We start from the raw sequence: 23,194 nt of genomic DNA on the forward strand, positions 1-23,194 counted from the left end.
TCCCTCGCCATTTTTTGACACCCACATTATTATACGGGGTTTTGTACGTCAATACAAACACAAATCCGGCAAGGGGAACTATTTCCAGTTCCTTGCCGGACAGGGATTTCGGGGCTGTGTTAGGGGAAGGAAAACTTATTGCTTAATCCCTTCAAGCCATTTTTTCTGCTGCAGAACATAATTCATCAGATCCGCTTGTACCGCCCACATGTGTACATCGGAGGGATTTTTGTTATACTCGGCAACTGCCGTAATTGCACTGTTCATCGATTTTTCCATGGCTGAAACGATCGGCGCCGCTTCTTGTCCGAGACCTGCCGAGAGTTTACCCATACCTGTTATCCAGGCCTCGTGCTGATTCTGTAATGCAGTCATCGTTTCCGAGGCTATAGGCTCTGGATTTGCTTGACCAAGCTGCCCGATGGACAATGTGGATAGTTGCTCCACCAATGCATTGCTGCTGCTGAAGAAGAGCTGAACATCTTCCTCATTCATACCGAGAGCTGCAGAGTCCACTGCAGGATATGCGATCTCTTTGACATACAATTCCACACCCTCCGCCTTAAGACGGGAGCTCAGCAGTTTGGCTTCCTCACGGTCGGAAGAGATGCCCGCATACACCCGATTCCCATCGTCCGGATCCGTTCCTGCAGCGATTCCAGACTGGGAGAGTTCAAGCTTGGCCTGTTCAGCACGTTCAGGCGAACTAAAAACACCGTACTGAAGCGCATAGTAACTGCCTCCGCTAAGTGCTGACTGTGCTTGTTGGTCCGTCCCGGAAGTCCCCTGCACTCCCGTCACACTCGATACTGGTTGATTGGTTTGGGGAAGCACGTCCGGACCTGTTCCTTCCCGATTAAAAAAAGAGAGAATAACCATACCGAAAAGGGCACCGGTGACCAGTGCTCCCGTAACCGAACCAATCATCTTCCAGCCCCTCGGAGGGCGATTTCGCTTGTAGGAGTAATGATCACGATCCACCATCCAGTCATGACCCACATCATTGCTGTCTTCAGGAAGCTCTTTCTCATTTTCGTCAGGGTACACTGTAGAATCCGAATAAACATACTGCGACTGTACAGGATTTGGATTCCGGTCCTTTCTCTGATCCGGCTCCAGTATACTTGTTCCGCTCAGGGTGGTCTCTCCCCAATCTCCAGGGATATCCTCCGGTGTCCATGAAGGCGCGACATCGATCCGCGGAGCACTGTGCGATATCTCATCAGATAAGGGTGGAAAGGTTCCAATCACTTTCTCATCCTTATGATTCGGCTTGTCCGACTCGTTCTCCCCGAAACGAAACGTCATTCTAGCATTGCTCACCCCGTACCCTCTCCTTTGTCCCATTTATATCAGCTATATGCCCAGAGACAATGAAAGATTCCTAGAAATTCAAAAACCCGCCTGCTTCTTTACGAAGCAAAGCGGGTCATAAAATGGACTATTTCAGTCCTTTGGCAAGTGTGTCGCCAACCTTCCAGATGTCCCCTGCTCCCATCGTGAGGACAAGATCTCCTGGCTGCAGACGATTCTGCAAATCTGCTACCACTTCTTCCTTGGTAGGCAAATAACGAGCAGCAGCATTACTATTCTGAACAATCAGTTCAACCAGCTTAGCGGAGTGAACACCTTCAATCTGTTTTTCTCCCGCCGGAGAATAGATGTCGGTAATAAGTACCTCATCTGCCTCAGCGAAAGCACGACTAAACGCATCCAGCAGGAAGAAGGTACGCGTATATCTCTGCGGTTGGAACACCGCGATAATACGTTTCCCTGTCGCTTTCGCTGCACTGATGGTTGCCTCAATTTCAGTCGGATGATGAGCATAGTCATCGATAACCAGAATATCCCGTGCTTCACCCAGCACCTGGAACCTGCGTTTGGCACCATGGAACTGAATAATGGCAGCCGTGATTTTCTCAAACGGAATGCCTGCTTCCAGACAGGTAATGACCGTAGCCATGGCGTTGTAAACATTATGTTTGCCTGGAACAGAGAGCTCTACCGTTCCCAGTGCGTTACCCTGATGGCTCATGGTGAAGGAGATTCTGCGGTCACCCAGTACGATATCCGATGCCATATAATCAGCCTTCTGATCAATGCCGTATGTCGTGACTCGGGATTTCAGCTCAGGTAAAATGCTTTGAACGTTCTCATCATCCGCACAGACAATGGCTGTTCCTTCCGGACGAATTTGACTCAAGAACTGTACATACGCTTTTTTGAGCTCCTCGAAGTCGCTGTTGTAATTCTCCAAATGATCGGCTTCAATATTGGTCACAATACCTAGCCACGGATGATACTGCAAGAACGATCCATCACTCTCATCTGCTTCAGCCACGACCCAATCGCCCTGGCCTGCCTTCGCATTGGTTCCCAAATTCATGATTTCTCCGCCAATGATATACGTTGGGTCTGTATCGCATTTGTCCATGACAAGTGCAATCATTGAGGAAGTCGTCGTTTTGCCGTGGGCACCTGCAACCGCAACACCTTTGCGCTCATTGAGCAGGCGCGCCAGCATCTGTGCACGGTGAAGAATCGGAATATTAAGCTGCTCGGCTGCCACTCGCTCCACATTATCCGCCGGAGCTGCTGTAGAATAGACCACAAGATCTGCTCCATTTACGTGTTCAGCCGTATGTCCGATATATATTTTCGCTCCCTTGGCTGCCAGCTTCTCAGTCAACTCCTGTGAAGCGACGTCCGATCCGGTAACGGTGTATCCCATCTCCAGCATAACTCGTGCGATGGCACTCATGCCATATCCGCCAATCCCTATAAAATGAACGTGTTCTGATGTATTTAACAAAACTTTCACCAACCTTTTTCAGAATCGGTTTGATGCAAAAGGGCTGCCCTCACATCTGCAATGAGATACAGTGTGCCGGACACCACCCCCAGATCTTCCGCTTCCGTCCGTGACTTCAATAGATCAAGTGCCTTCGCCCAATCGGGCTCGACGATGATTTCCAGATTCTCTTTCGCAATGGCGGGACGTAACCGCTCGACGATCTGCAGCAATTCGGCTGCATCCATTTTGCGTCGGAAATCTGGCTCGGTCAGGATCAGCGTATCCACTAGTGGCAGTATATGCTGCAAATACGCTTCGTGATGCTTATTCGCCAGCATGCCCATCATCAAATTTAACTTGTTGTGAGGATATACGTCGACAATGCTCTTGGCCAGTGACTCTGCCCCTTCCGGATTATGCGCACCATCCAGTACAATTCGGGGTTCGTGAACGACCTTCTCGAATCGGCCAGCCCAGAAGGCATTCTCCAATCCAAGGGCAATATCTCTGTCATCCAGAATGAATGCCATGTACTGTCTGAGCAATTCAAGCACCATAAGAGCACCCGCAGCATTATCCATCTGATAAATACCCTGCATTCGAATGCGAGCATCCAGCTCGCGGAATGGTCCAGCAAAATGAAAGGATTGACCATTCTCATCACTATGGAGTCTATGGTAAGAAAATTGTTCTCCGGACAAATACACAGTTGATCGGACTTGCTGGGCCTTTTCCTGAATCACCTTAACAGCCTCTGGCTGTGTAACACAGGTGACAACAGGTACGCCTGGTTTAATAATGCCTGCTTTTTCTCCCGCGATCGCTTCAATGGTATCACCCAGGACATCCGTATGATCCATACCGATATTCGTAATGACCGAAACCACGGGTGTAACGATATTCGTTACGTCCATCCTTCCCCCCAGCCCAGTCTCCCATACTACTACATCCGGATAACACTCTTCTGCATAGTACAAGAGTGCCAGGGCTGTAGACACTTCGAACATGGTAGGTGATCCAAGAACAGTAGTGGCCATATCTGTGACCAGCGGATGGAGTCGATTCGCCAGCTTCAGCAGAGTCTCTTCTGGAATATCCTCGCCGTTGTATTGAAAACGATTCGTGAATTTCGTGATATACGGAGACGTAAACGTTCCTACATCGTACCCCGCCTGAAGCAGCACCGACGTCAAAAAAGCGCAAGTCGAACCTTTTCCGTTCGTTCCCGCGACATGAATAAATTTGAGACGCTGATGAGGATTACCGAGCAATGACATGAGCTCCGTGATTCGTTCCAATCCGGGTCTGATGCCAAAAGGAATAAGGCCATTGATCCAGTCCACAGCCTCGTCATAGGTATGCAGAGGGGCATCTACGCCCGTGCCATTAAGTTCCGTCATATGTTTCACCTTCGGTCCCGAGTTTGATTGAAAAAAGCGGCCGGATGGCATGCTTGCTCTCCATCCGACCCAGAAACATTAACCTTTCAGTTCCTTGATCCGGGCGATGACTTTATCCCGTTTATCCGAATAATCCGCTTGTTTGGCGCGCTCTTCCTCAATAACCTTGGCTGGTGCCTTGGCTACGAAGCCTTCATTGGCCAGCTTTTTCTCTACACGGAGTACTTCGCCTTCAAGGTTCTGCAGCTCTTTCTCCAGGCGAGCCACTTCCTGCTCAATATCAATCAGTCCCGCCAGCGGCAAGTAAAGTTCAGCTCCCGTAATTACAGCGCTCATGGCCTTATCCGGTGAACTCAGATCAAGTCCGCTGTCGAACTCGGATGTATTGCAGAATCGTTGAATGTAATGGCTGTTGCGTTCGATAATACTGAATGTCTCGGCACTGTTCGCTTTTACCATCAATTCAATCTTCTTGCTCATCGGCACGTTTACTTCTGCACGAATGTTACGTACGGCACGAATGGTATCCATGAGCAGGTTCATTTCGGCAACGGCTTCCGGATTTTCCAGGGCAGGATCATACACTGGCCAAGATGCAAGTGTAATCGTCTCGCCTTCATGAGGCAGATGCTGCCAGATCTCTTCCGAGATGTAAGGCATAAACGGGTGAATCAGGCGCATGGTATGATCCAGGACATAAGCGAGTACCGATTGTGTTTTCTTCTTGGCAACCGGATCTTCACCGTAGAAGGACAACTTGGAAAATTCAATATACCAGTCACAGAGGTCATCCCAGATAAAGTTGTACAGCAATCGCCCTGTTTCCCCAAATTCGTATGCTTCGATTAGACGCGTAATATCGCGGGAAGTTTCGTTCAGACGGTGCAGAATCCAATAATCGGCTGTTCCAAGCTCTCCGCTGATGTCGCGATCTTCGTAAGTAAAGCCTTCCAGATTCATCAGTGCGAAACGTGATGCATTCCAGATTTTGTTCGCAAAGTTACGTGCCTGTTCTACCCGCTCCCAGCGGAAACGAAGATCCTGGCCAGGCGTGCTGCTGGTGGAGATCATATAACGCATCGCGTCTGCACCATATTTCTCAATAACATCCAGCGGATCCACACCGTTACCGAGTGATTTGGACATTTTGCGGCCATCCGCATCACGAACCAGACCATGCATCAGAACATCTTTGAATGGAATTTCGTCCGTGAACTCCAGAGCTGTGAAGATCATCCGTGCAACCCAGAAATAAATGATGTCATATCCGGTTACAAGCACACTTGTCGGATAGTAACGTTTCAGATCTTCTGCATCTTCAGGCCAGCCGAGCGTGGAGAAAGGCCATAATGCCGAACTGAACCATGTATCCAGAACATCTTCATCCTGTCTCAGCTTACGACCAGCGTACTCTGGCAGGGTTCTTGGATCTTCAGCCGATACAATAATTTCGCCAGTCTCATCGTCGTACCAGGCAGGAATACGATGTCCCCACCACAACTGACGTGAGATACACCAGTCACGAACATTTTCGATCCAGTTCAGATATGTTTTCTCAAAACGATCCGGAACGAAGTTTACGCCTTCCCCGTTTTGCTGTTTTTGAATGGCTCTTTCGGCGAGAGGTTTCATCTCAACAAACCATTGTGTGGACAAATAAGGCTCAACCACAGCTCCCGTCCGTTCGCTGTGTCCAACCTGATGTGTGTGATCCTCAATGTTGATCAAGACACCCAGTTCCTGCAAATCTGCAACGATCTGCTTGCGGCAGTCACTGCGATCCATACCCTGATATTTGCCTGCTTCCGCATTCATGGTACCTGTCTCATCCATTACTGTGATCTGAGGCAGGTTATGGCGAAGACCCACTTCGAAGTCATTCGGATCATGTGCAGGCGTAATTTTTACAGCACCGCTTCCGAATTCCTTATCTACATAATCATCTGCAATAACCGGAATCTCCCGGCCGATGATCGGCAGGATCAGCGTTTTGCCAATCATGTCTGCATAGCGTTCATCTTTTGGATGAACCGCAACCGCAGTATCACCGAGCATCGTCTCCGGACGAGTCGTCGCCACTGTAACATAACCGCTACCGTCCTTAAGTGGATATTTCAGATGATACAGGTGTCCCTGAACCTCTTTGTACTCAACCTCGATGTCAGACAATGCAGTACGGTTCACCGGATCCCAGTTAATAATGCGTTTGCCTCTGTAAATCAAGCCTTTTTCATATAGCTGAACAAACACTTTGCGCACCGCTTGGGAAAGCCCTTCATCGAGCGTGAAGCGTTCACGTGAATAATCCAGGGAGAGCCCCATTTTACCCCACTGCTGACGGATCGTTGTCGCGTATTGGTCTTTCCAATCCCAGACTTTATCCAGGAACTTCTCGCGTCCGAGATCATAGCGGGTCAAGCCTTCTTCACGCAGCTTTTGCTCTACTTTGGTTTGAGTCGCAATACCTGCATGGTCAGAACCTGGAAGCCACAAAGCGTCATATCCTTGCATCCGTTTGGTGCGGATCAGGATATCCTGCAGTGTAAAATCCAGTGCATGCCCGATATGAAGCATGCCTGTTACGTTCGGGGGTGGAATTACAATGGTAAACGGCTCAGCATCCTTGCGCTGACCAGCCTTGAAATATCCACGCTCTGTCCAGGTAGAATACCATTTCTGCTCCGCAGCTTTCGGATCATACGTCGTCGGCATTTCAGTTGCCGCTGATTTTTTTTCTTCAGACATGTGTCATTCCTCCGTTACTTAATCATCATCGCCAAAAAACAAAAAAACCTTTCATCCATCAAAGGACGAAAGGTTAGCTTTCGCGGTACCACCTTTGTTTCACGCAGACAGAAAGAAACAGCATGCCTTTCTGAGGCTATCGTGACACTTCAAGCAGATAACGGCTGCTACCGGCCCATCCTACTTCAGGAACAAACAAATCACAATGACATGTCTCATCGTTCCTCATATTCAAACAGGCAACTCCCGGGCGACTTCGATCAGTAGGTTCCTGCGGAATTTCTCAGCGCTGCAATCCCGCTCTCTGAAAGGCCTTGCTGTCTACTACTCCCATTCGACGTTGTTCTTTAAAAAACCTAAACACATCATACCCTGACCGTGCCCGATAGTCAACCTGACAACAGCGGAAACGGGCGGCAGCCCTGCATGTTAAGCCAAAAAGCAGCAAAAACCCGCAATCCTTATTGGATCGCGGGTTGGTATGGACGTTATTTTACAAGTCAGAGATCAGGGGATGTATAGAATCTGCCCCTCTTCAACGACCTGTTCAGATAACCGATTGTATAACTGGAGCTCCCGGGTACTCAATTGGTAGCGATCAGCAATGCTATCCAAGGTCTCTTCCCGCTGGACGATGCACAGTTTAACTTTGCGGAATGGTGTCTGATCCACAATCGTGCCCAAAAACAGGTTCTTCCACTGAACATCATCTGCCTGGTAGGCTTCTTCCTGTACGGAGCCAGCGACCGAATCTTCCTCCCGATCCGTTTCTGTATCCCGCACTGACCTACCCGAAGATAACAGGGACGAGATACCCACCCCTTCTTCCTGTCTTGGTGAAGACTCCCTCTTGCTGCCAAACGCGACTTTGAGCTCTGGCTTGTCTTCTGTCTCAGCCACAGGTTCAGGAATGAACGAAACAGGCTCTGAAGATTCATCTGCATCCACTGCTTCCGGTGCAGAAGGTCTTTCCCCCTCGGCAGATTCCAGTTCAGACGCTCCAAACACTTCCTGCCAATTCTCTGCTGGCTTCTCAGCCTCCGTCTGATCTTCCTGCGGTGAACCTGACCTGGAAGATTCGAAGTTCCAAACATTCGAAACAGCCACGTCTTCCGATGGTTGTTGGCTCAGCCCCGTGTTTGTATGTAAGGTCTCCACGGAAGGCTCGGCCCAGATAGATGGTGATTCCTCAGCCAGAGGTAGCAATGGCTCTGACTCCGGATAAGAAGCCAGCCGGTCTGCAGTCTCCGCCATAAAAGACGAGACGGGTGAAGGTGAGGAGGGCACTTCATTACCGGTTGCTTCATCTTCTTGGGTGATTAATGAAGGAGCGTTATCTTCAGCCGGTCTTTTCTGATATTCTTCTTCATATTGATTCTCAGGCGTATCAGCATAGATCTGTTGCGGTGCAGGAATTAACTGCTCTTCCGGCTGCGCATCTTCTTCATAACGGATAGTTTCTTCAGCGGCTTGCTGCGGATTTCCTGGCAATTCAGATGTGTCTAGAGACTCGGCCGTTATAGGCAGACCTTCCTCTTCACTGCGCTGCAGCAGATATTCCTGGGCAAAGGTGTTCAAGCCAGCATCTGCATCCCCCGCCTCCGGAGAGCGGTTAACCTGCTGCGGATCAGGGGAGTGTACCACGGTAAACTCTTCCGCCGACCAGGCCTGCGGCTCTTCAACAGGAAAGCCCTCAATGCCACGCAGTGACAACACACCTGTAATATTCAAGCTTCGGCTGGATAACAAATCCACATCAAAGTTTTCAATCTCAATTGAGATATCCTCAAGTGATCTTACCCGATTCAGGGGAACTGTGATCTCAACCGGAATAAAATGTTTCAGTTCCTCCGAGATCTCGTTCTCTCCCCGATACGCACCTGTAAGCAAAAGATGGCCTCGCAACGTTGCATGATCATCCTGACCGATGACTTGAATACGCGGGTATAACTCAATTTCCTCCAGTTCCTCAATGGCAGGGACTCCCTCGGACAAATGAACGCGCTCATAAATATCGAACCGCAAACCATAAGGTTGATTCAACAAAGGTGGCGTCCTCCTTTCGGCATATGTTCACCATGATCCTTCTCATGGGACTGATCCATGGTCCAAATCCTTCGTTACCCCATCTATATGCCATCGATGAGATGAGCATGCCACCTTTGTTCAAAGCTTGCCTTTTTATTAGGTTGTTCGTTCCCGCTGGACTAGCTGTTCAAAATCGGAAGGCCACGGATCTTGAACTTCAATCAGCGCTCCCGTGAGCGGATGATTAAACGTTAACACTTCACCATGAAGTGCCTGGCGTCCAATGGCATCTGACCTTCCTCCATACAGCTGATCGCCAACAAGCGGGTGTCCGGCATAACTCAGATGCACTCTGATCTGATGTGTACGTCCAGTATCCAGTATTAAACGCACAAGTGTAGCCCGCTCCCACACTTCCACAATCTCTACATGTGTTACTGCTTCCTGCCCACTCTCGGAAACGCGTCTGCGCTGCTTATGATGCCTGTCCTTACCGATGGGCGCATCAATTTTGCTGCATTCCGGAGGTACCTGCCCTTCCGCAATGGCTACATACTGACGCCCAATTTCTTTGCGACGCATGGCCTCATCCAATTTTGCCAGAGCAAAAGCATTCTTGGCGTAGAGAACGGGGCCTGTTGTATCTTCATCGAGGCGGTGCACATGGCGCACGCTGGTGTCGATACCATTGATCTCATAATAAGAGGCGACAGCGTGATCCAGCGTAATGGCATGATCGGCACGAGTTCCATCCGGATGGAGCTTCATACCCGCGGGTTTATGTACAACCAGACTAAAATCATCCTCGTACAGCACCTCAATCTCTGCCCAACGGGGTTCAACATCAATGGGCCGAGATGCAAAAAGGGCCAGCCGAAGCCGGTCCCCTGCGAGTTGAATTCCGTGATTTGCCTTGAGCTGACGAAGCAGCTTTTCTGGAAACGAAAGTTCAGTGAGCAGCCATTGCTCTGCCGCAAGCTGTCTGTCTGGATTGCCTGTTACCACTTTGCCTGGCATCAGCTCCAGCCATTCTCCACGACGCTTCCAACTTTTGATCGTCATAGAGATTGAAGAGCCTTGCGGTTTGCTTCAATCGTATCATCAATGTCCTGCTCTGTATGCACACCAGACACAAACATGCCTTCAAACTGGGAAGGTGCCACGCTTACACCCTGATCAACCATTGCTGCAAAGTAGCGAACAAACTGATCCAAATTGCTTCCTTTGGCTATATCGTAATTGGTAACAGGTACACTGCTGAAGAATGGACATACCATGGAACCAACACGGTTAATGGTTACAGAAATCCCCGTCTCTGCTGCATTCTTATCGAAGCCAGCCTGCAAACGAGCCGACAACGTCTCCAAACGATCATAGACTTCCGGTGTCAACAGCTTGAGGGTGGTATACCCTGCTGCCATAGCCAGTGGGTTACCACTTAGTGTTCCCGCTTGATAGATCGGGCCGGTTGGAGCGATCTGCTCCATCAGATCCCGACGACCACCATATGCTCCGACCGGAAGGCCGCCGCCGATAACTTTACCAAGACATGTCAGATCGGGCGTAACACCATATCGCCCCTGTGCACAGTTCAAGCCGACACGGAAACCGGTCATGACTTCGTCAAAAATGAGCAGGCTGCCGTACTGGCTCGTCAGACTGCGCAGGCCTTCAAGAAAGCCCTCTGCCGGAGGTACAACGCCCATATTCCCAGCCACAGGCTCGACAATGACAGCAGCCAGCTCCTCACCAAAACGTTCAAAGGCAAGGCTAACCGATTCCAGATCATTGTAAGGTACCGTGATCGTATTGGTAGCGACCCCTTCAGGAACTCCAGGACTGTCTGGCAATCCAAGGGTAGCGACACCGGAGCCCGCTTTGATCAGCAAGCTGTCCGCATGTCCGTGATATGAACCTTCAAACTTCAAAATTTTGCTGCGGCCCGTTACACCGCGCGCCAACCTGATGGCACTCATGGTTGCTTCCGTACCCGAGTTGACCATCCGCACAATATCAATGGATGGTACGCGTTCGCAAACAAGCTTAGCCATCTCGGTCTCCAGCAGCGTTGGAGCACCAAAGCTCGTTCCTTTCAGAGCTGTTTCACGCAGTGCTTCAACAACATCAGGATGGGCATGTCCCATGATAAGCGGTCCCCATGAGCCCACATAATCAATAAATACATTGCCATCAATATCGTAAATCTTGGACCCTTCTCCGCGTTCTGCATAGATCGGGGTAAGTCCTACGGATTTGAATGCCCGAACGGGACTGTTTACGCCTCCAGGTATGTACTGCTTGGCTTCCTCGAATGCGCTGCGTGAGCGCTCATCGTTTCGTCTTTTTCCTGATTGTGCAGTCATGAACATCCTCCTTAATATATAGGCCCCGCTCTTATATGAACAGTAAACTGATCTATACAATGATCTATACAAGCGACATAACAGGGTCGTGCAGGGCCTTGCTATATGTTGATCATTTTATAACGACTCTCTTAGCAAACGTGTAATTACAAAGAACGATTACTTCTCAGCCAACCAGCGGGAGGCATCTTTTCCGTAATACGTAATGATCATATCCGCACCCGCGCGTTTCATGCTGAGCAGAATTTCCATGGCGACCTTTTTCTCATCAATCCAACCCTGCATTGCTGCAGCCTTCACCATGGCATACTCACCACTTACATTATAGGCCACAAGCGGGAGGTCAAATTGATCCTTGATTGTACGCATCACGTCCAGATAGGAGAGTGACGGTTTCACCATCAGCATGTCTGCTCCTTCCAGCACATCCGTCTCGGCTTCGCGCAGTGCCTCGCGGGCATTGGCCGGATCCATCTGATATGATTTGCGATCCCCAAACTGTGGTGTGGAATCCGCTGCTTCACGGAAGGGACCATAAAAAGCAGATGCATATTTAACGGAGTATGACATGATTGGAATATGGCTGAATCCATTCTCATCCAGTCCTGCCCGAATGGCCTGGACGAATCCATCCATCATATTGGATGGGGCAATAATATCCGCGCCTGCTTTCGCTTGGGATACAGCTGTTTTTACAAGCAGATCCAGTGATTCATCATTCAGAACATCTCCGCAGATATGTCCGTCAACTTCAACGGTATGCACCATGCCGCAGTGCCCGTGATCCGTAAATTCACACAGGCAGGTATCTGCCACAACCAGCAGGTCGGGATACCAGGACTTAATCAATTTCGTTGCTTCCTGCACAATACCATCTTCAGCGAAACCAGAAGAACCAATACTATCCTTTGTCTCAGGAATACCGAACAACAACACGGCCGGAATTCCCAGATCGGCAATCTCTTTTACCTCTTCCTGCAGACGGTCAAGAGAAAAACGGAATACGCCTGGCATCGATTTGATCTCGGATTTTACGTTTTCACCGTAAGTTACATAGATGGGCTGGATAAAATCATCCACGGTCAGATGAGTCTCTCTGACCATATTGCGGATGCCTGTAGATTGACGTAAGCGACGGTGTCGTACAATTGGAAAACTCATATAGATACATCCTCTCTTAGAGTAAAGTAGAGCAAAAAGGGAAGCGCGCCGGTATCCTAACGAATTCAGCACGCTTCATCAATCTGCATTTTGGTATATGGATACGATCTATTACAATAGCGATACACTTCCTAAATCAACGAGGCACAGCCCCTTCTGGAGAAGGCGTCCTTTTCCACTCAATCAGCGCAGAGATCATACTTTCGATCGTTGCTTCTGCGGCCATCAGCGTTACCTTCAAGCCAGCTGCTTCTGCCGTTTTGGCAGTCACTGGCCCTATGCAAGCAACCTCGACATTCTTTAACAACGGTAATGGATCTTGGAGTCCCATCCGTTTAAGCATCTCCATGAAGTTCGTAACCGTTGAAGAGCTCGTGAACGTCACCGCGTGAATACCGCCTTCTTCCAGCAGCTTCAGAAGTTCATCATCATCCTCACCCGCGAGTACGGTGTCATAGATGATCGCTTCCGTGACCTCAAGTCCACGTTCCTTCAACTGGTCAGGCAACCAGGATCGTGCCAGATCACCGTGGGGAAGCAGCACTTTCTGACCTTTTTTCAGTTCACTCTCAAAAGCTTCCAGCATACCTTCCTGCTGAAAGGGCCCTTTGACCACTTCGGCAACAATACCGTGTTTGCGCAAGGCCTCGGCAGTTGAAGGTCCAACCGCAGCAACTCTTGCTTGATGCATAGCCCGGATATCCTTGCCTTGCTCTTCCAGATGACGGAAGAAAAATTCCACACCGTTTACGCTCGTGAAAAATACCCAATCAAATGTATTTAACGCACCGAAGGCATCCTTGACACTTTGTTTTCCTTTTTCACTCGAAGGCATAACGGTTTCGATAACTGGAAACTCATACGGTTCACCACCAAGTTCCTCGATGCGGTTCACCAGCTCACTCGCCTGACTGCGAGCGCGCGTCACCAGAATTCGTTTGCCGAACAACGGTAGTACCTCAGCCCATTTCAATTGCTCACGTTGGTTCACCACTTCCCCCACAACAATGACTGCAGGCGGTTGGAAGTTGGCTGCAATAACCTTGGCTTCTATATTTTCAAGCGTACCCACAAGGGTATCCTGCTCAGCTCTTGTTCCCCAACGAACCAGTGCGACTGGTGTCTGTGCCGGACGGCCATGACGGATGAGCTGTTCACTGATATAGCCGATCTTGGCCACACCCATCATAAATACCAGTGTTCCCGTTGCGTTCGTTACTTTATCCCAATGGATGCTGCGATCCAGCTTGTCCGGGCTTTCATGCCCTGTAATAATGGAAATGGATGATGCATAATCGCGGTGGGTCACCGGTATTCCGGCATAAGCAGGCACACTTATGGCTGCGGTAACCCCAGGCACGATTTCAAAAGGAATGCCGTTTTTGCGCAGCAGGTCTGCCTCTTCGCCGACGCGTCCAAATATCGTTGGATCTCCGCCCTTCAGCCGAACAACCACTTTCCCTTCAAGGGCCAGATCGACGAGCAGCTGATTAATCTCTTCCTGTTTCATCGTGTGACGGTCAGGCCGCTTGCCTACGTAAATCTTCACTGCGCCAGGCTTCATCTGTTTTAACAATCTCGGACTGGCCAAACGATCATAGACTACAGCATCTGCTTTGCCGATAGACTCCCATCCTTTTACCGTTATCAGCTTAGCATCCCCTGGACCTGCTCCTACCAAAAAGACCTTTCCCACCATGTCCTCATCCCCTAACTTCTGCCAGTATCTGCTCTGCTCCCCGTTCAATCAATCTCCACGCTACTTCTTCTCCAAGACGTACCGGATCTGTTCCGGTCAGAGCTTCTTTAAGAATCAGTCCGCCATCCGGCGTACCAACCATACCCGTTAATTGTAACGTGTTTTGCCCATTCGGGGAATCTGTATCTTGCTGACGATTCCAGACGGCATGAGCACCGATAGGCACCTGACATCCCCCATTCAATACACTGAGGAATTTACGTTCTGCCATAACAGGAAAAGCAGTCTCCGGATCGTTATACAGCTTCAACAGATGAAGCAGCTCTGCGTCATCCTCACGGCATTCAATTCCCAGTGCACCCTGGCCAACGGCAGGAAGGCAAGCCTCTTCGGACAGATACTCGGTAATCCGATCCTGCCAGCCCATTCGATACAATCCTGCAGCAGCTAAAATAATAGCATCGAGACCCTCTGTCTCCAGCTTGCGAAGACGTGAGTCAATGTTACCACGCAGGGATTCGAGCTGCAGATCCGGGCGGTATGCCTTTAACTGACTGGAACGACGGAGACTGCTTGTCCCCACTCTCGCCCCTTTCGGCAATTGATCCAGAGATAACCCCCCATTGGAAATCAATGCATCACGCGGGTCAGCACGGCGCGGAACAGCGCCGTTGATTAATCCTTCCGGCAGTTCGGACGGCATATCCTTCATGCTGTGCACAGCCATATCAATGGTTCGATCCAACATGGCCTGTTCGATCTCTTTGACAAACAGACCTTTGCCACCGACTTTGGACAGCGTTACATCGAGAATCAAGTCACCCTTCGTAACGATCTTATGTACTTCAAAGTCAAATGCTAAACCTTCTCGCTCACAAATGCTGCGTAAATCCTGAATTACATGGCCTGTCTGTGTCAAAGCCAGTGCGCTTTGTCTGCTTCCCACTTTAATTGTACGCATGTCTACAGCTCCTCCTGATTACGGGATATCCAGCTCCCGATTTCTTCTTCTGTCCACCACCGAAATTGCCCTGCACGGATATCCTCCAGCACATTCATTTCAGTCAATCGCCGCAGTAAAACGCTTCGCACACGCGGAGACGACACACGTGACTTCACTTGAATCCTCATCTGATGCAGAAATTCAATATACGTCTCGTATTCTTCTCCAAATTGCTGCTCCAGTGTAGATCGAATCTCTGCAGCAGCTGCCGGACCTGCTCCAGCCGTTGAGATGGCAATGCTCAATCTTCCACGCCTGACCACACTGGGGGTGATGAACGCACTGTTCTCGGAAGACATCGCATCATTCACCATTATGCCCGCATCGTTAGCTTCCTGTACTACCTGTGCGTTGACTTCAACGTGATCCGTTGCTGCATATACGAGAAAGGCCCCCCGCAAATCACCTTTGCGGTAGGACCGGGCTATCCACTCAATTCGGGACTCCTGATGCAGTTGTTTCAGCTCCGATGTGATTTCCGGACTAAACACCTTAATATGCGCTTCGGCGTGAAGCAAACCTTTGATCTTACGTTCGGCAACACGTCCGCCCCCAACAACGCAGCAGGTTTTGCCTGAAGTATTTACATATAACGGCGTATAGCGATCCATAGTCCTCACTCCCCTGTCCAACGATGAAACGCTGAATACGCATTGGTTAAAAAGCTCATAATGACAAAACCATATCCAATCAATGTCCATCTTGCCATGATGATGTTGGAAAACTGTTTTCTCTGCTTAGAAACGAAATAACCGATATAGATCGCGATAGCGAGACCTGTTGCAATGACTTTCAGATCCAGAAGCAGATACCACCTGGTCTCAGCGACAATGGATAATACGGCCAGCACTACGGAGACGCCAAGTAACGGTGTTCCGATCAATGTTGCGCCATCCATGTATTTGCCAATGACTTCAAGACTCGGCATCCGCCGCATCGTATCATTCCATTTTTTGTTTTTCAATTTACGGTGCAGGAACAGATACAACATGGCGAAGACCGCAGCTACTGTGAGGGCTGCAAAGCCCAGATTTGCCAGCGTAATGTGCATGATCAGCAGCCCGTGAACGGTCTGCCAGTTATGCAGCGAGATCTCCCCAGCTGTAAACCACAATCGATTCAGTACGGTAACTGAGAAGCCCACGATATTCAATAGCAGGATGACAAATTCCGAACGCTGGACACGTATCATCCCCAGGGACATCAATACGATACTAAACGAAAAGATAAACAGAAAATCGAACGTTGTATAAATCGGAAAATGGCCCTCGGTCCACATTCGCAAAATCACATGAACGACCTGAAGCAGCCAGACAACAACAAGAAACCCTGTGCCCGTTCGCTTCGCCCCCGCATTCCGTCGAATGCAGTCCGAGAAATAGAACAGAAGGCTCAGGGCATACATATAGATCAGAGCTTCATAGATTTGTTCAGAAAGGGTCAAGCTGTTCACCCGCCCTTATACACTTGCCGGAGCATAAGCCGGCATTGCGTCTTGCCGGTTGTCTTTAAGATGAACGGCGGCCGGTTTACCCAAGGCCGAGGCATCGCTTTGGTTTACTTTTTCTGCGGCCGTCTCCACTGCATCCTCCAAGGCAAAAATTTGGGTGAACATGCGTAGTGCTTCATCTCCATGCTTGCCGCCAGCCATTTCCTTAATCCGGTTGATCGGATCTGTCGTCATTTGATTCACGATGCTTTTGGTTAAACGACGGATAACCTTACGCTGATGTTCGTCCAGCTCAGGCAGTTTATTAAAGAGACTCTCCATCGTATCTTCATGAATGGAAGCTCCTTTCTCCTGCAATGCTCGAATCACCGGGCGAACGCCTAATGTTTTGAGCCAGTGATAGTAGTCTTCCATCTCCAGTTCAATCATTTTTTCGATTTTGGCCGCTTCTACCTTGCGCATCTCCAGATTGCTCTCCACGATTCCTTCCAGATCATCAATATCATAAAGGAATACGTTGGATAACTCTCCGATGGCCGGATCAATATCCCGAGGAACCGCAATATCGATCAGGAATAATGGACGTGATTGACGGCGCTTCATGCTCTCACGAACAACGGAAGCATCCAGAACATATCGCTCTGCTCCTGTCGAACTGATGACAATATCAACCTCACTCAGTCTCTCCAAAGCCTGCTCCATCGTGCAAGGGGTTCCCCTGAACTTGGCAGCCAGCTCCTGAGCCCTTGCAAGAGTTCTGTTCGCTACAATGACCTCTGAGGCTCCATTGGCATACAGATGCTTGACTGTCAACTCACTCATTTTGCCCGCTCCAAGAATAAGTACCTTCTTGTCCGTAAACATGCCAAAAATACGTTTCCCCAGTTCAACAGCTGCGTAACTGACCGAGACTGCACTTTCTCCTATGGAAGTCTCCGAATGTGCTCTCTTGCCCAGAGTTACCGCCTGTTTGAACAGCATGTTAAACCAGGTGCCTGTCGATTTCTCTTCCTGGGCAGTGAAAAAGGCCTGCTTCACCTGTCCAAGAATCTGTGTTTCACCAATCACCATGGAATCCAGCCCGCAAATAACACGGAACAAATGGCGAATGGCTTGATCATCTTCATATATATATAAGTGTTGCGTAAATTCTTCCCGCGGAACATTAAACCATTGTTCCATAAACGTACGAATAAAATAACCACACATGTGAAGACGGTCTACCACAACATACAACTCGGTACGGTTACATGTGGCTACGATTACACCTTCCAATACACTCTTGGTCAGCTTGAGCTGCTGCAGCGCTTCAGACAAGTCTTTTTCTGCAAATGTGAATCGTTCCCTAACCTCTACAGGCGCCGTGCGATAATTCAAACCAACTACAACGATGTGCATTGCAAGTTCACCTGCCTAATAAATTTCCAATCAAAGTGTTTTCTACATATCTCCATCCATTTATGCTTGACATGGTTAATTATATCACACATCATGACCGCGACCGGGCCATTTTTATGAAATGTTTATGAAATCCCCATGTAGATTATCCTATGCATTGTCATTTATTGTAGTGTCTCACCAATCTTCTCCGTTATTCGTTAAAATCCATTTCTTCGAATATTAAAACAAATAGTCATGGAATAATTCCATGACTATCTATAATTCGGGATCATTGCTTCCTTCCCAATATGTGAACATTACTCATGTTTATCTACATCAATTAGACCAGTTCGATGGGTTGCATTGTCGGTGTTACGACCTGCAGTTCACCCAATCCACGCACCAATTTCTTAGCGTACGTTTTCTCCGGTTTCAAAACGGATACCAGGTAGTCAATGGCCAGCTGTGGGTCTACCGTTTCACCACAGGTGTAGCAGTCAATCGCCGCAAACCCTCTCTCAGGATACGTATGAATGGAGAGATGGCTCTCTGACAATAGCACAAGCACTGTCGCTCCTTGTGGCTCAAACTGCTTGGATTGCACGGACATTACTGTCGCACCACATGCCTCTGCAGCTTCAACCAGTTGGGCTTGCAGATACTCTGCACTGTTCAGTAGATCAAAGTCGACACCCCAAACATCAACAGCAACGTGTCTTCCGAAAGTTGAATATTCCATCCTTCGGTTCCCCCTTCCTAGGAATAAAATGTTTGAAAATTTCATCCGCTAGGACCTACGTCATTCACTTCCCGAGGGAAAAACCTCTCGCAACATATAATGTCCTGAGTGAATCCTGGTTCCTATATTCTTTTCAACGAGAATAAAAATAACATCTATTTTAAAGGAATGCAACCCTTTTTTTACAGTTAAACAAATAAATTATTGCCAGCTTAAATGAACGCATCCTTCACAAAAAATCCCCTTCGGAACCTGAACCGGCAAGTGCCTGTGATCAGAAACAATAAGGGGATGGATCAAGCATTTAAAGTCGTATAACGGGCGTTTTAAGGTTCGTTAAGCCTCAAGTTCAAAGAGCCGTTTTTGATGTCGAGCAAGTCTTGCATCAATCTGATGAAGCTCTTCAGGAACGGATGTATGAATCCTAGTATCCAGAAGTGTGTCCACCTCTGCATATAATCGGTTAATTTCACGCTCAACATCCCGAGCCTGGAACTGACGCTGTAATTCAAGCAATGTGTTTTTGTATTCATAAATCAGTCGGGTATTTTCCCCATTTTGTTCTACAATTTTACGAACAGAGCCTTGAGCATAAACATACGTCATGGTGAATTCTTCATAAATCCGATGAACAACGCCGTCACCCTTGAAGGTCATAAAGAGTTTTCGGACAACGTTGGTCAGATGATGGTTTACCAGACGGCAAGACAACTCACAGATGTAAAACCCTTTCTGACGGTCAAAAGGAAAATGAACTTCCTCTCCACTGACATCTGCAAGCACAATTTCCTGACAACCATTATCAAGCACCTTAACACGGTGATGAATCCGGCCATCGTCCGATATGCGCAAAAACTGATGCATCTGGGGTTCTGACAATTTAAAAGTGGCATTAACATACTCTGTGGCTAACCGCTGAGCCATACAAATCTCCTCAATTCTTCCCCGATTGTTTTGCCTTCCTGCTTATGGGCAGTCATCTCAAAATTCTTCAGGCCGGCAAAGCCGGTATTTTTGTTCCTGTGGCATGAACGCACCTACATTCATTATACACCACCGCCAAACCAATATGCTCCAGAACAAAACAGTGAATTCTCATAAAATCCCATGAAAATATGGATAAAATCGATTAATCATTCTTTATTCAGCCAGCATACTCACTTTTCCGCATTAACATGGCACAATCTCTATATCATCCGTTAATTTCGGTGTTTTCTTCCTCTTCTGGATTACCTTCTGCATCCATTACTTCCGGTGCATATTTATCTATGCGGGCATGGCGGGTGATGATGTCCCACAACTCTTCTTTACCCAATCCTTCTTCTGACGAAAACGGTACAAACAAGTCTCCTGGACGTAGATCGAGCGCCTGCTTGATGACTTTAATATGTTTGGCTCTGCGTGTCTTTGGAATCTTGTCCATTTTGGTTGCTACGACTACCAAAGGCAATCCGTGATGGCGAAGCCATTCATTCATCATCTTGTCATCCTTGGACGGTTCATGTCTCATGTCCACCATTTGCATGACAAGCTTCAATTCCTTGCGGCTGAGCAGGTACTTCTCCATCATTTTACCCCAGGCAAAGCGCTGCTCCTTGGAAACTTTGGCGTAACCATAACCCGGAAAATCGACAAAGTATAGATCCTGGTTAATTTTATAATAGTTCAGCTGCTGCGTTTTACCCGGTGTCGAACTTGTTCGTGCCAAATTTTTGCGGTTAATCAAACGATTAATCAGAGATGATTTGCCCACGTTTGAACGTCCCGCCAAAGCAATCTCCGGCAGGCCATCATCGGGATATTGTTCAGGCCTAACGGCACTGATAATAAATTCGGATTGGTTTACTTTCATCATATATCTGTCCTCTCTGGATCTCTTGTTCTTGCATTAGAAGCTAATAAACGTATTATGCCTTGGATCATTGTTCTATCATACCAAAAAAACCGTTCCAGCGGACGCCGAAGCTTCCGCAGAACGGTTCATTCTTCATACGCTCCCTTGGTTAACTTGATCTACAGGTGAATTCCTGTCTGCTCCACGAGTGCATGCTGCAGCACCTGATCCATATGGGCTACGGGGACAAATTCCACATCTTCCTTGATGCTGTCCGGAATGTCTCGCAGGTCCCGTTCGTTATCCTTGGGCAATAATATTTTTTTGTAACCGGCGCGATGTGCTGCCAGTGATTTTTCCTTCAAACCGCCGATAGGCAGCACGCGACCACGCAGCGTAATCTCACCCGTCATCGCAATGTCTTTCGACACATGTTTGTTCGTCAATGCAGAAATCAAAGCTGTAGCCATCGTAATTCCTGCAGAAGGTCCATCCTTAGGAATGGCTCCCTCAGGTACATGGATGTGGATATCATTCTTCTCATGGAAGTCAGCCGGAATGCCTAACTGGGCCGCTTTGGACCGGGTATAACTGAATGCTGCCTGAGCAGATTCCTTCATGACATCACCCAGTTTACCAGTCAATGTCAGCTTTCCTGTTCCAGGCACAACCGTGACTTCAATAACAAGCGTATCTCCACCTACTTCGGTCCATGCAAGCCCGGTTACGGTACCAATCTGGTCTTCCAGTTCGGCCATGCCGTAACGGAACTTGCCAGGTCCAAGGTAGTCCTTGATTTCATCCGGTGTGATATTGATCTGACCTTCCGCACCAGATACGATATTTTTAGCCGCTTTCCGGCATAGTGAAGCCATCTGCTGTTCCAGATTCCGTACGCCAGACTCGCGGGTATATTCACGAATGACACGGAGCAGGCTGTCATCGCCAATCTCCAGCTGTTCCTCTTCCAGACCATGATCACGCTTCTGCTTCGGCAGCAGATAGTTTTTGGCAATCTGCAGTTTCTCGATCTCCGTATACCCAGGAATATTGAGCATCTCCATCCGATCAAGCAGCGGACGGGGAATGTTGTGCACCGTATTGGCGGTCGTAACGAACATGACGTTGGATAAGTCAAAAGGCAGTTCCACAAAGTGATCGCTAAACGTACTATTCTGTTCAGGATCAAGTACCTCAAGGAGCGCTGCAGATGGATCCCCGCGGAAGTCTGATGCCATTTTGTCGATCTCGTCCAGCAGGAAAACGGGATTAAGTGAGCCGGCTGTTTTCATTCCCTGAATGATACGCCCAGGCATGGCACCTACATACGTACGACGGTGTCCACGAATCTCCGCTTCATCCCGCACGCCACCGAGAGAGATTCTTACAAACTCCCGGCCCAGCGATCTTGCGATCGAACGGGCAAGCGACGTTTTCCCTACCCCCGGCGGACCAACCAGACAGAGAATTGGCCCTTTAAGCTTTTTGACAAGCTTCTGAACTGCCAAATATTCAAGCACACGCTCTTTTGGTTTTTCCAGACCGTAATGATCGGCATTCAGCACATCTTCAGCTTTTTTAATATCCAGATCATCCTCTGTCATCTCGCTCCAAGGTAGAGCCAGCAGCCAATCCACATAGTTGCGAATGACCCCGCCCTCAGCGGAGCTGGCAGGCATCTTCTCCAGTCGGTCAATCTCTTTCTCGACCTTCTCCTTGACATTGTCCGGCAGGCCCAGCGTCTCCATCTGGTTACGGAGTTCCTCAACCTCACCCGCACGGCCTTCTTTTTCACCCAGTTCTTTTTGAATTGCCTTCATTTGCTCGCGCAAATAATATTCCTTCTGGGTTTTCTCCATCTGCTTCTTCACGCGCTGGCTGATTTTGCGTTCAAGCTCCAGCACTTCCCGCTCATTATTGAGAATGTCGAGAAGCTTCTCCAGACGTTCGCGAACATCAATGGTCTCCAGAATCTCCTGTTTATCCTTGATTTTCAGGGAGAGGTGACTCGTGATCACATCAGCCAGTCGGCCCGGCTCTTCAATATCGGACACAGCGGCAAGTGTCTCGGGTGTTACCTTTTTGGACAGATTAATATAATTTTCGAACTGGTTCAGAACCGTACGCATCAGGGCATCCGTCTCTGGATGGCTGTTCTCTTCTTCAGGCAGTTCCTGTGCCAGCACTTCGTAATATTCCTCGTTGTCCGTATATTCAATGATTTCAGCCCGTTCCAAGCCCTCCACCAGAACACGAATCGTTCCGTTTGGAAGCTTCAGCATTTGTCTGACCTTGGCTACGGTTCCGATTCTGAAAATATCTTCTTGTGTTGGTTCTTCAATGTTTACCTCGGCTTGGGAACATAGGAGAATCAAATGTTCTTCTACCATCGCTTTTTCTAAAGCCTTGACCGATTTCTCCCGGCCCACATCGAGATGCAGTACCATACTCGGGTAGACGAGAAGTCCTCTTAAAGGCAGTAAAGGAAAACGACGACCTTTCGTTTTGCTCGGTCCCATCGCTTTCGCACCTCCAATGGCTCTCAGGTTGTAGTCATTCATTATTCTATCAAATGTTCACATAAAAAACCAATTGAAG

Annotated in this window: 17 protein-coding genes and 1 other annotated feature; all 17 genes read right to left on the reverse strand. The window is 48.6% G+C overall.

The window, feature by feature from the left end; translation table 11 throughout:
* Positions 1 to 135 precede the first annotated feature (135 nt).
* The 17 genes from AC3RCI_RS23150 to lon all read right to left on the reverse strand — a co-directional run bounded on the left by AC3RCI_RS23150 (position 136) and on the right by lon (position 23,115).
* Positions 136 to 1,323, reverse strand: a complete 1,188-nt coding sequence (locus AC3RCI_RS23150; protein WP_492526589.1) for an SPOR domain-containing protein — start codon at positions 1,321 to 1,323, stop codon at positions 136 to 138.
* A 118-nt stretch (positions 1,324 to 1,441) separates the two neighbouring features.
* Positions 1,442 to 2,812, reverse strand: coding sequence for a UDP-N-acetylmuramate--L-alanine ligase (murC, locus tag AC3RCI_RS23155; RefSeq protein WP_127541081.1), 1,371 nt, complete (start codon positions 2,810 to 2,812; stop codon positions 1,442 to 1,444).
* 5 nt (positions 2,813 to 2,817) lie between these two features.
* The gene (locus AC3RCI_RS23160) at positions 2,818 to 4,194 is read right to left on the reverse strand and encodes a bifunctional folylpolyglutamate synthase/dihydrofolate synthase (protein ID WP_095361444.1); all 1,377 of its coding nucleotides are present in this window, start codon (positions 4,192 to 4,194) and stop codon (positions 2,818 to 2,820) included.
* Between the two features lie 78 nt (positions 4,195 to 4,272).
* The gene (locus AC3RCI_RS23165) at positions 4,273 to 6,939 is read right to left on the reverse strand and encodes a valine--tRNA ligase (protein ID WP_492526591.1); all 2,667 of its coding nucleotides are present in this window, start codon (positions 6,937 to 6,939) and stop codon (positions 4,273 to 4,275) included.
* Between the two features lie 58 nt (positions 6,940 to 6,997).
* Positions 6,998 to 7,286: a binding site (T-box leader), on the reverse strand.
* Between the two features lie 160 nt (positions 7,287 to 7,446).
* Positions 7,447 to 8,985: a LysM peptidoglycan-binding domain-containing protein gene (locus AC3RCI_RS23170; RefSeq protein ID WP_492526593.1), complete on the reverse strand. Its 1,539-nt coding sequence runs from the start codon at positions 8,983 to 8,985 to the stop codon at positions 7,447 to 7,449.
* 138 nt (positions 8,986 to 9,123) lie between these two features.
* Positions 9,124 to 10,029, reverse strand: coding sequence for an RluA family pseudouridine synthase (locus tag AC3RCI_RS23175; protein WP_492526595.1), 906 nt, complete (start codon positions 10,027 to 10,029; stop codon positions 9,124 to 9,126).
* Entirely contained in the window at positions 10,026 to 11,330 is a 1,305-nt protein-coding gene (gene hemL, locus AC3RCI_RS23180; protein ID WP_492526597.1) for a glutamate-1-semialdehyde 2,1-aminomutase, read from the reverse strand. The genes AC3RCI_RS23175 and hemL overlap by 4 nt, the downstream gene beginning before the upstream one ends.
* A 159-nt stretch (positions 11,331 to 11,489) precedes the next feature.
* The gene (gene hemB, locus AC3RCI_RS23185) at positions 11,490 to 12,491 is read right to left on the reverse strand and encodes a porphobilinogen synthase (RefSeq protein WP_336782754.1); all 1,002 of its coding nucleotides are present in this window, start codon (positions 12,489 to 12,491) and stop codon (positions 11,490 to 11,492) included.
* Between the two features lie 136 nt (positions 12,492 to 12,627).
* Complete coding sequence (gene cobA, locus AC3RCI_RS23190; protein ID WP_492526599.1) at positions 12,628 to 14,190, reverse strand: uroporphyrinogen-III C-methyltransferase; 1,563 nt, start codon at positions 14,188 to 14,190, stop codon at positions 12,628 to 12,630.
* Between the two features lie 4 nt (positions 14,191 to 14,194).
* On the reverse strand, positions 14,195 to 15,151 hold the full coding sequence (gene hemC, locus AC3RCI_RS23195) for a hydroxymethylbilane synthase (protein WP_492526601.1): 957 nt from the start codon (positions 15,149 to 15,151) through the stop codon (positions 14,195 to 14,197).
* Between the two features lie 2 nt (positions 15,152 to 15,153).
* The gene (locus AC3RCI_RS23200; protein ID WP_336782759.1) at positions 15,154 to 15,804 is read right to left on the reverse strand and encodes a precorrin-2 dehydrogenase/sirohydrochlorin ferrochelatase family protein; all 651 of its coding nucleotides are present in this window, start codon (positions 15,802 to 15,804) and stop codon (positions 15,154 to 15,156) included.
* 5 nt (positions 15,805 to 15,809) lie between these two features.
* Positions 15,810 to 16,637, reverse strand: coding sequence for a cytochrome c biogenesis protein CcsA (gene ccsA / locus AC3RCI_RS23205; RefSeq protein WP_375335150.1), 828 nt, complete (start codon positions 16,635 to 16,637; stop codon positions 15,810 to 15,812).
* A gap of 15 nt (positions 16,638 to 16,652) precedes the next feature.
* A complete protein-coding gene (gene hemA / locus AC3RCI_RS23210) occupies positions 16,653 to 18,041 on the reverse strand; it encodes a glutamyl-tRNA reductase (protein ID WP_095361417.1) in 1,389 nt (462 codons plus the stop codon).
* 322 nt (positions 18,042 to 18,363) lie between these two features.
* Positions 18,364 to 18,762, reverse strand: coding sequence for an adenosylmethionine decarboxylase (gene speD, locus AC3RCI_RS23215; RefSeq protein ID WP_095293297.1), 399 nt, complete (start codon positions 18,760 to 18,762; stop codon positions 18,364 to 18,366).
* 336 nt (positions 18,763 to 19,098) lie between these two features.
* Complete coding sequence (locus tag AC3RCI_RS23220; protein ID WP_127541059.1) at positions 19,099 to 19,686, reverse strand: non-ribosomal peptide synthetase module; 588 nt, start codon at positions 19,684 to 19,686, stop codon at positions 19,099 to 19,101.
* A gap of 268 nt (positions 19,687 to 19,954) precedes the next feature.
* Positions 19,955 to 20,614 carry a ribosome biogenesis GTP-binding protein YihA/YsxC gene (gene yihA, locus AC3RCI_RS23225; protein WP_492529987.1) on the reverse strand — a complete coding sequence of 220 codons (660 nt, stop codon included), beginning with the start codon at positions 20,612 to 20,614 and terminating at the stop codon, positions 19,955 to 19,957.
* Between the two features lie 161 nt (positions 20,615 to 20,775).
* Positions 20,776 to 23,115 carry an endopeptidase La gene (lon, locus tag AC3RCI_RS23230; protein WP_336782764.1) on the reverse strand — a complete coding sequence of 780 codons (2,340 nt, stop codon included), beginning with the start codon at positions 23,113 to 23,115 and terminating at the stop codon, positions 20,776 to 20,778.
* Between the last annotated feature and the right edge of the window lie 79 nt (positions 23,116 to 23,194).

The sequence above is a fragment of the Paenibacillus sp. MT124 genome (genome assembly GCF_058792755.1).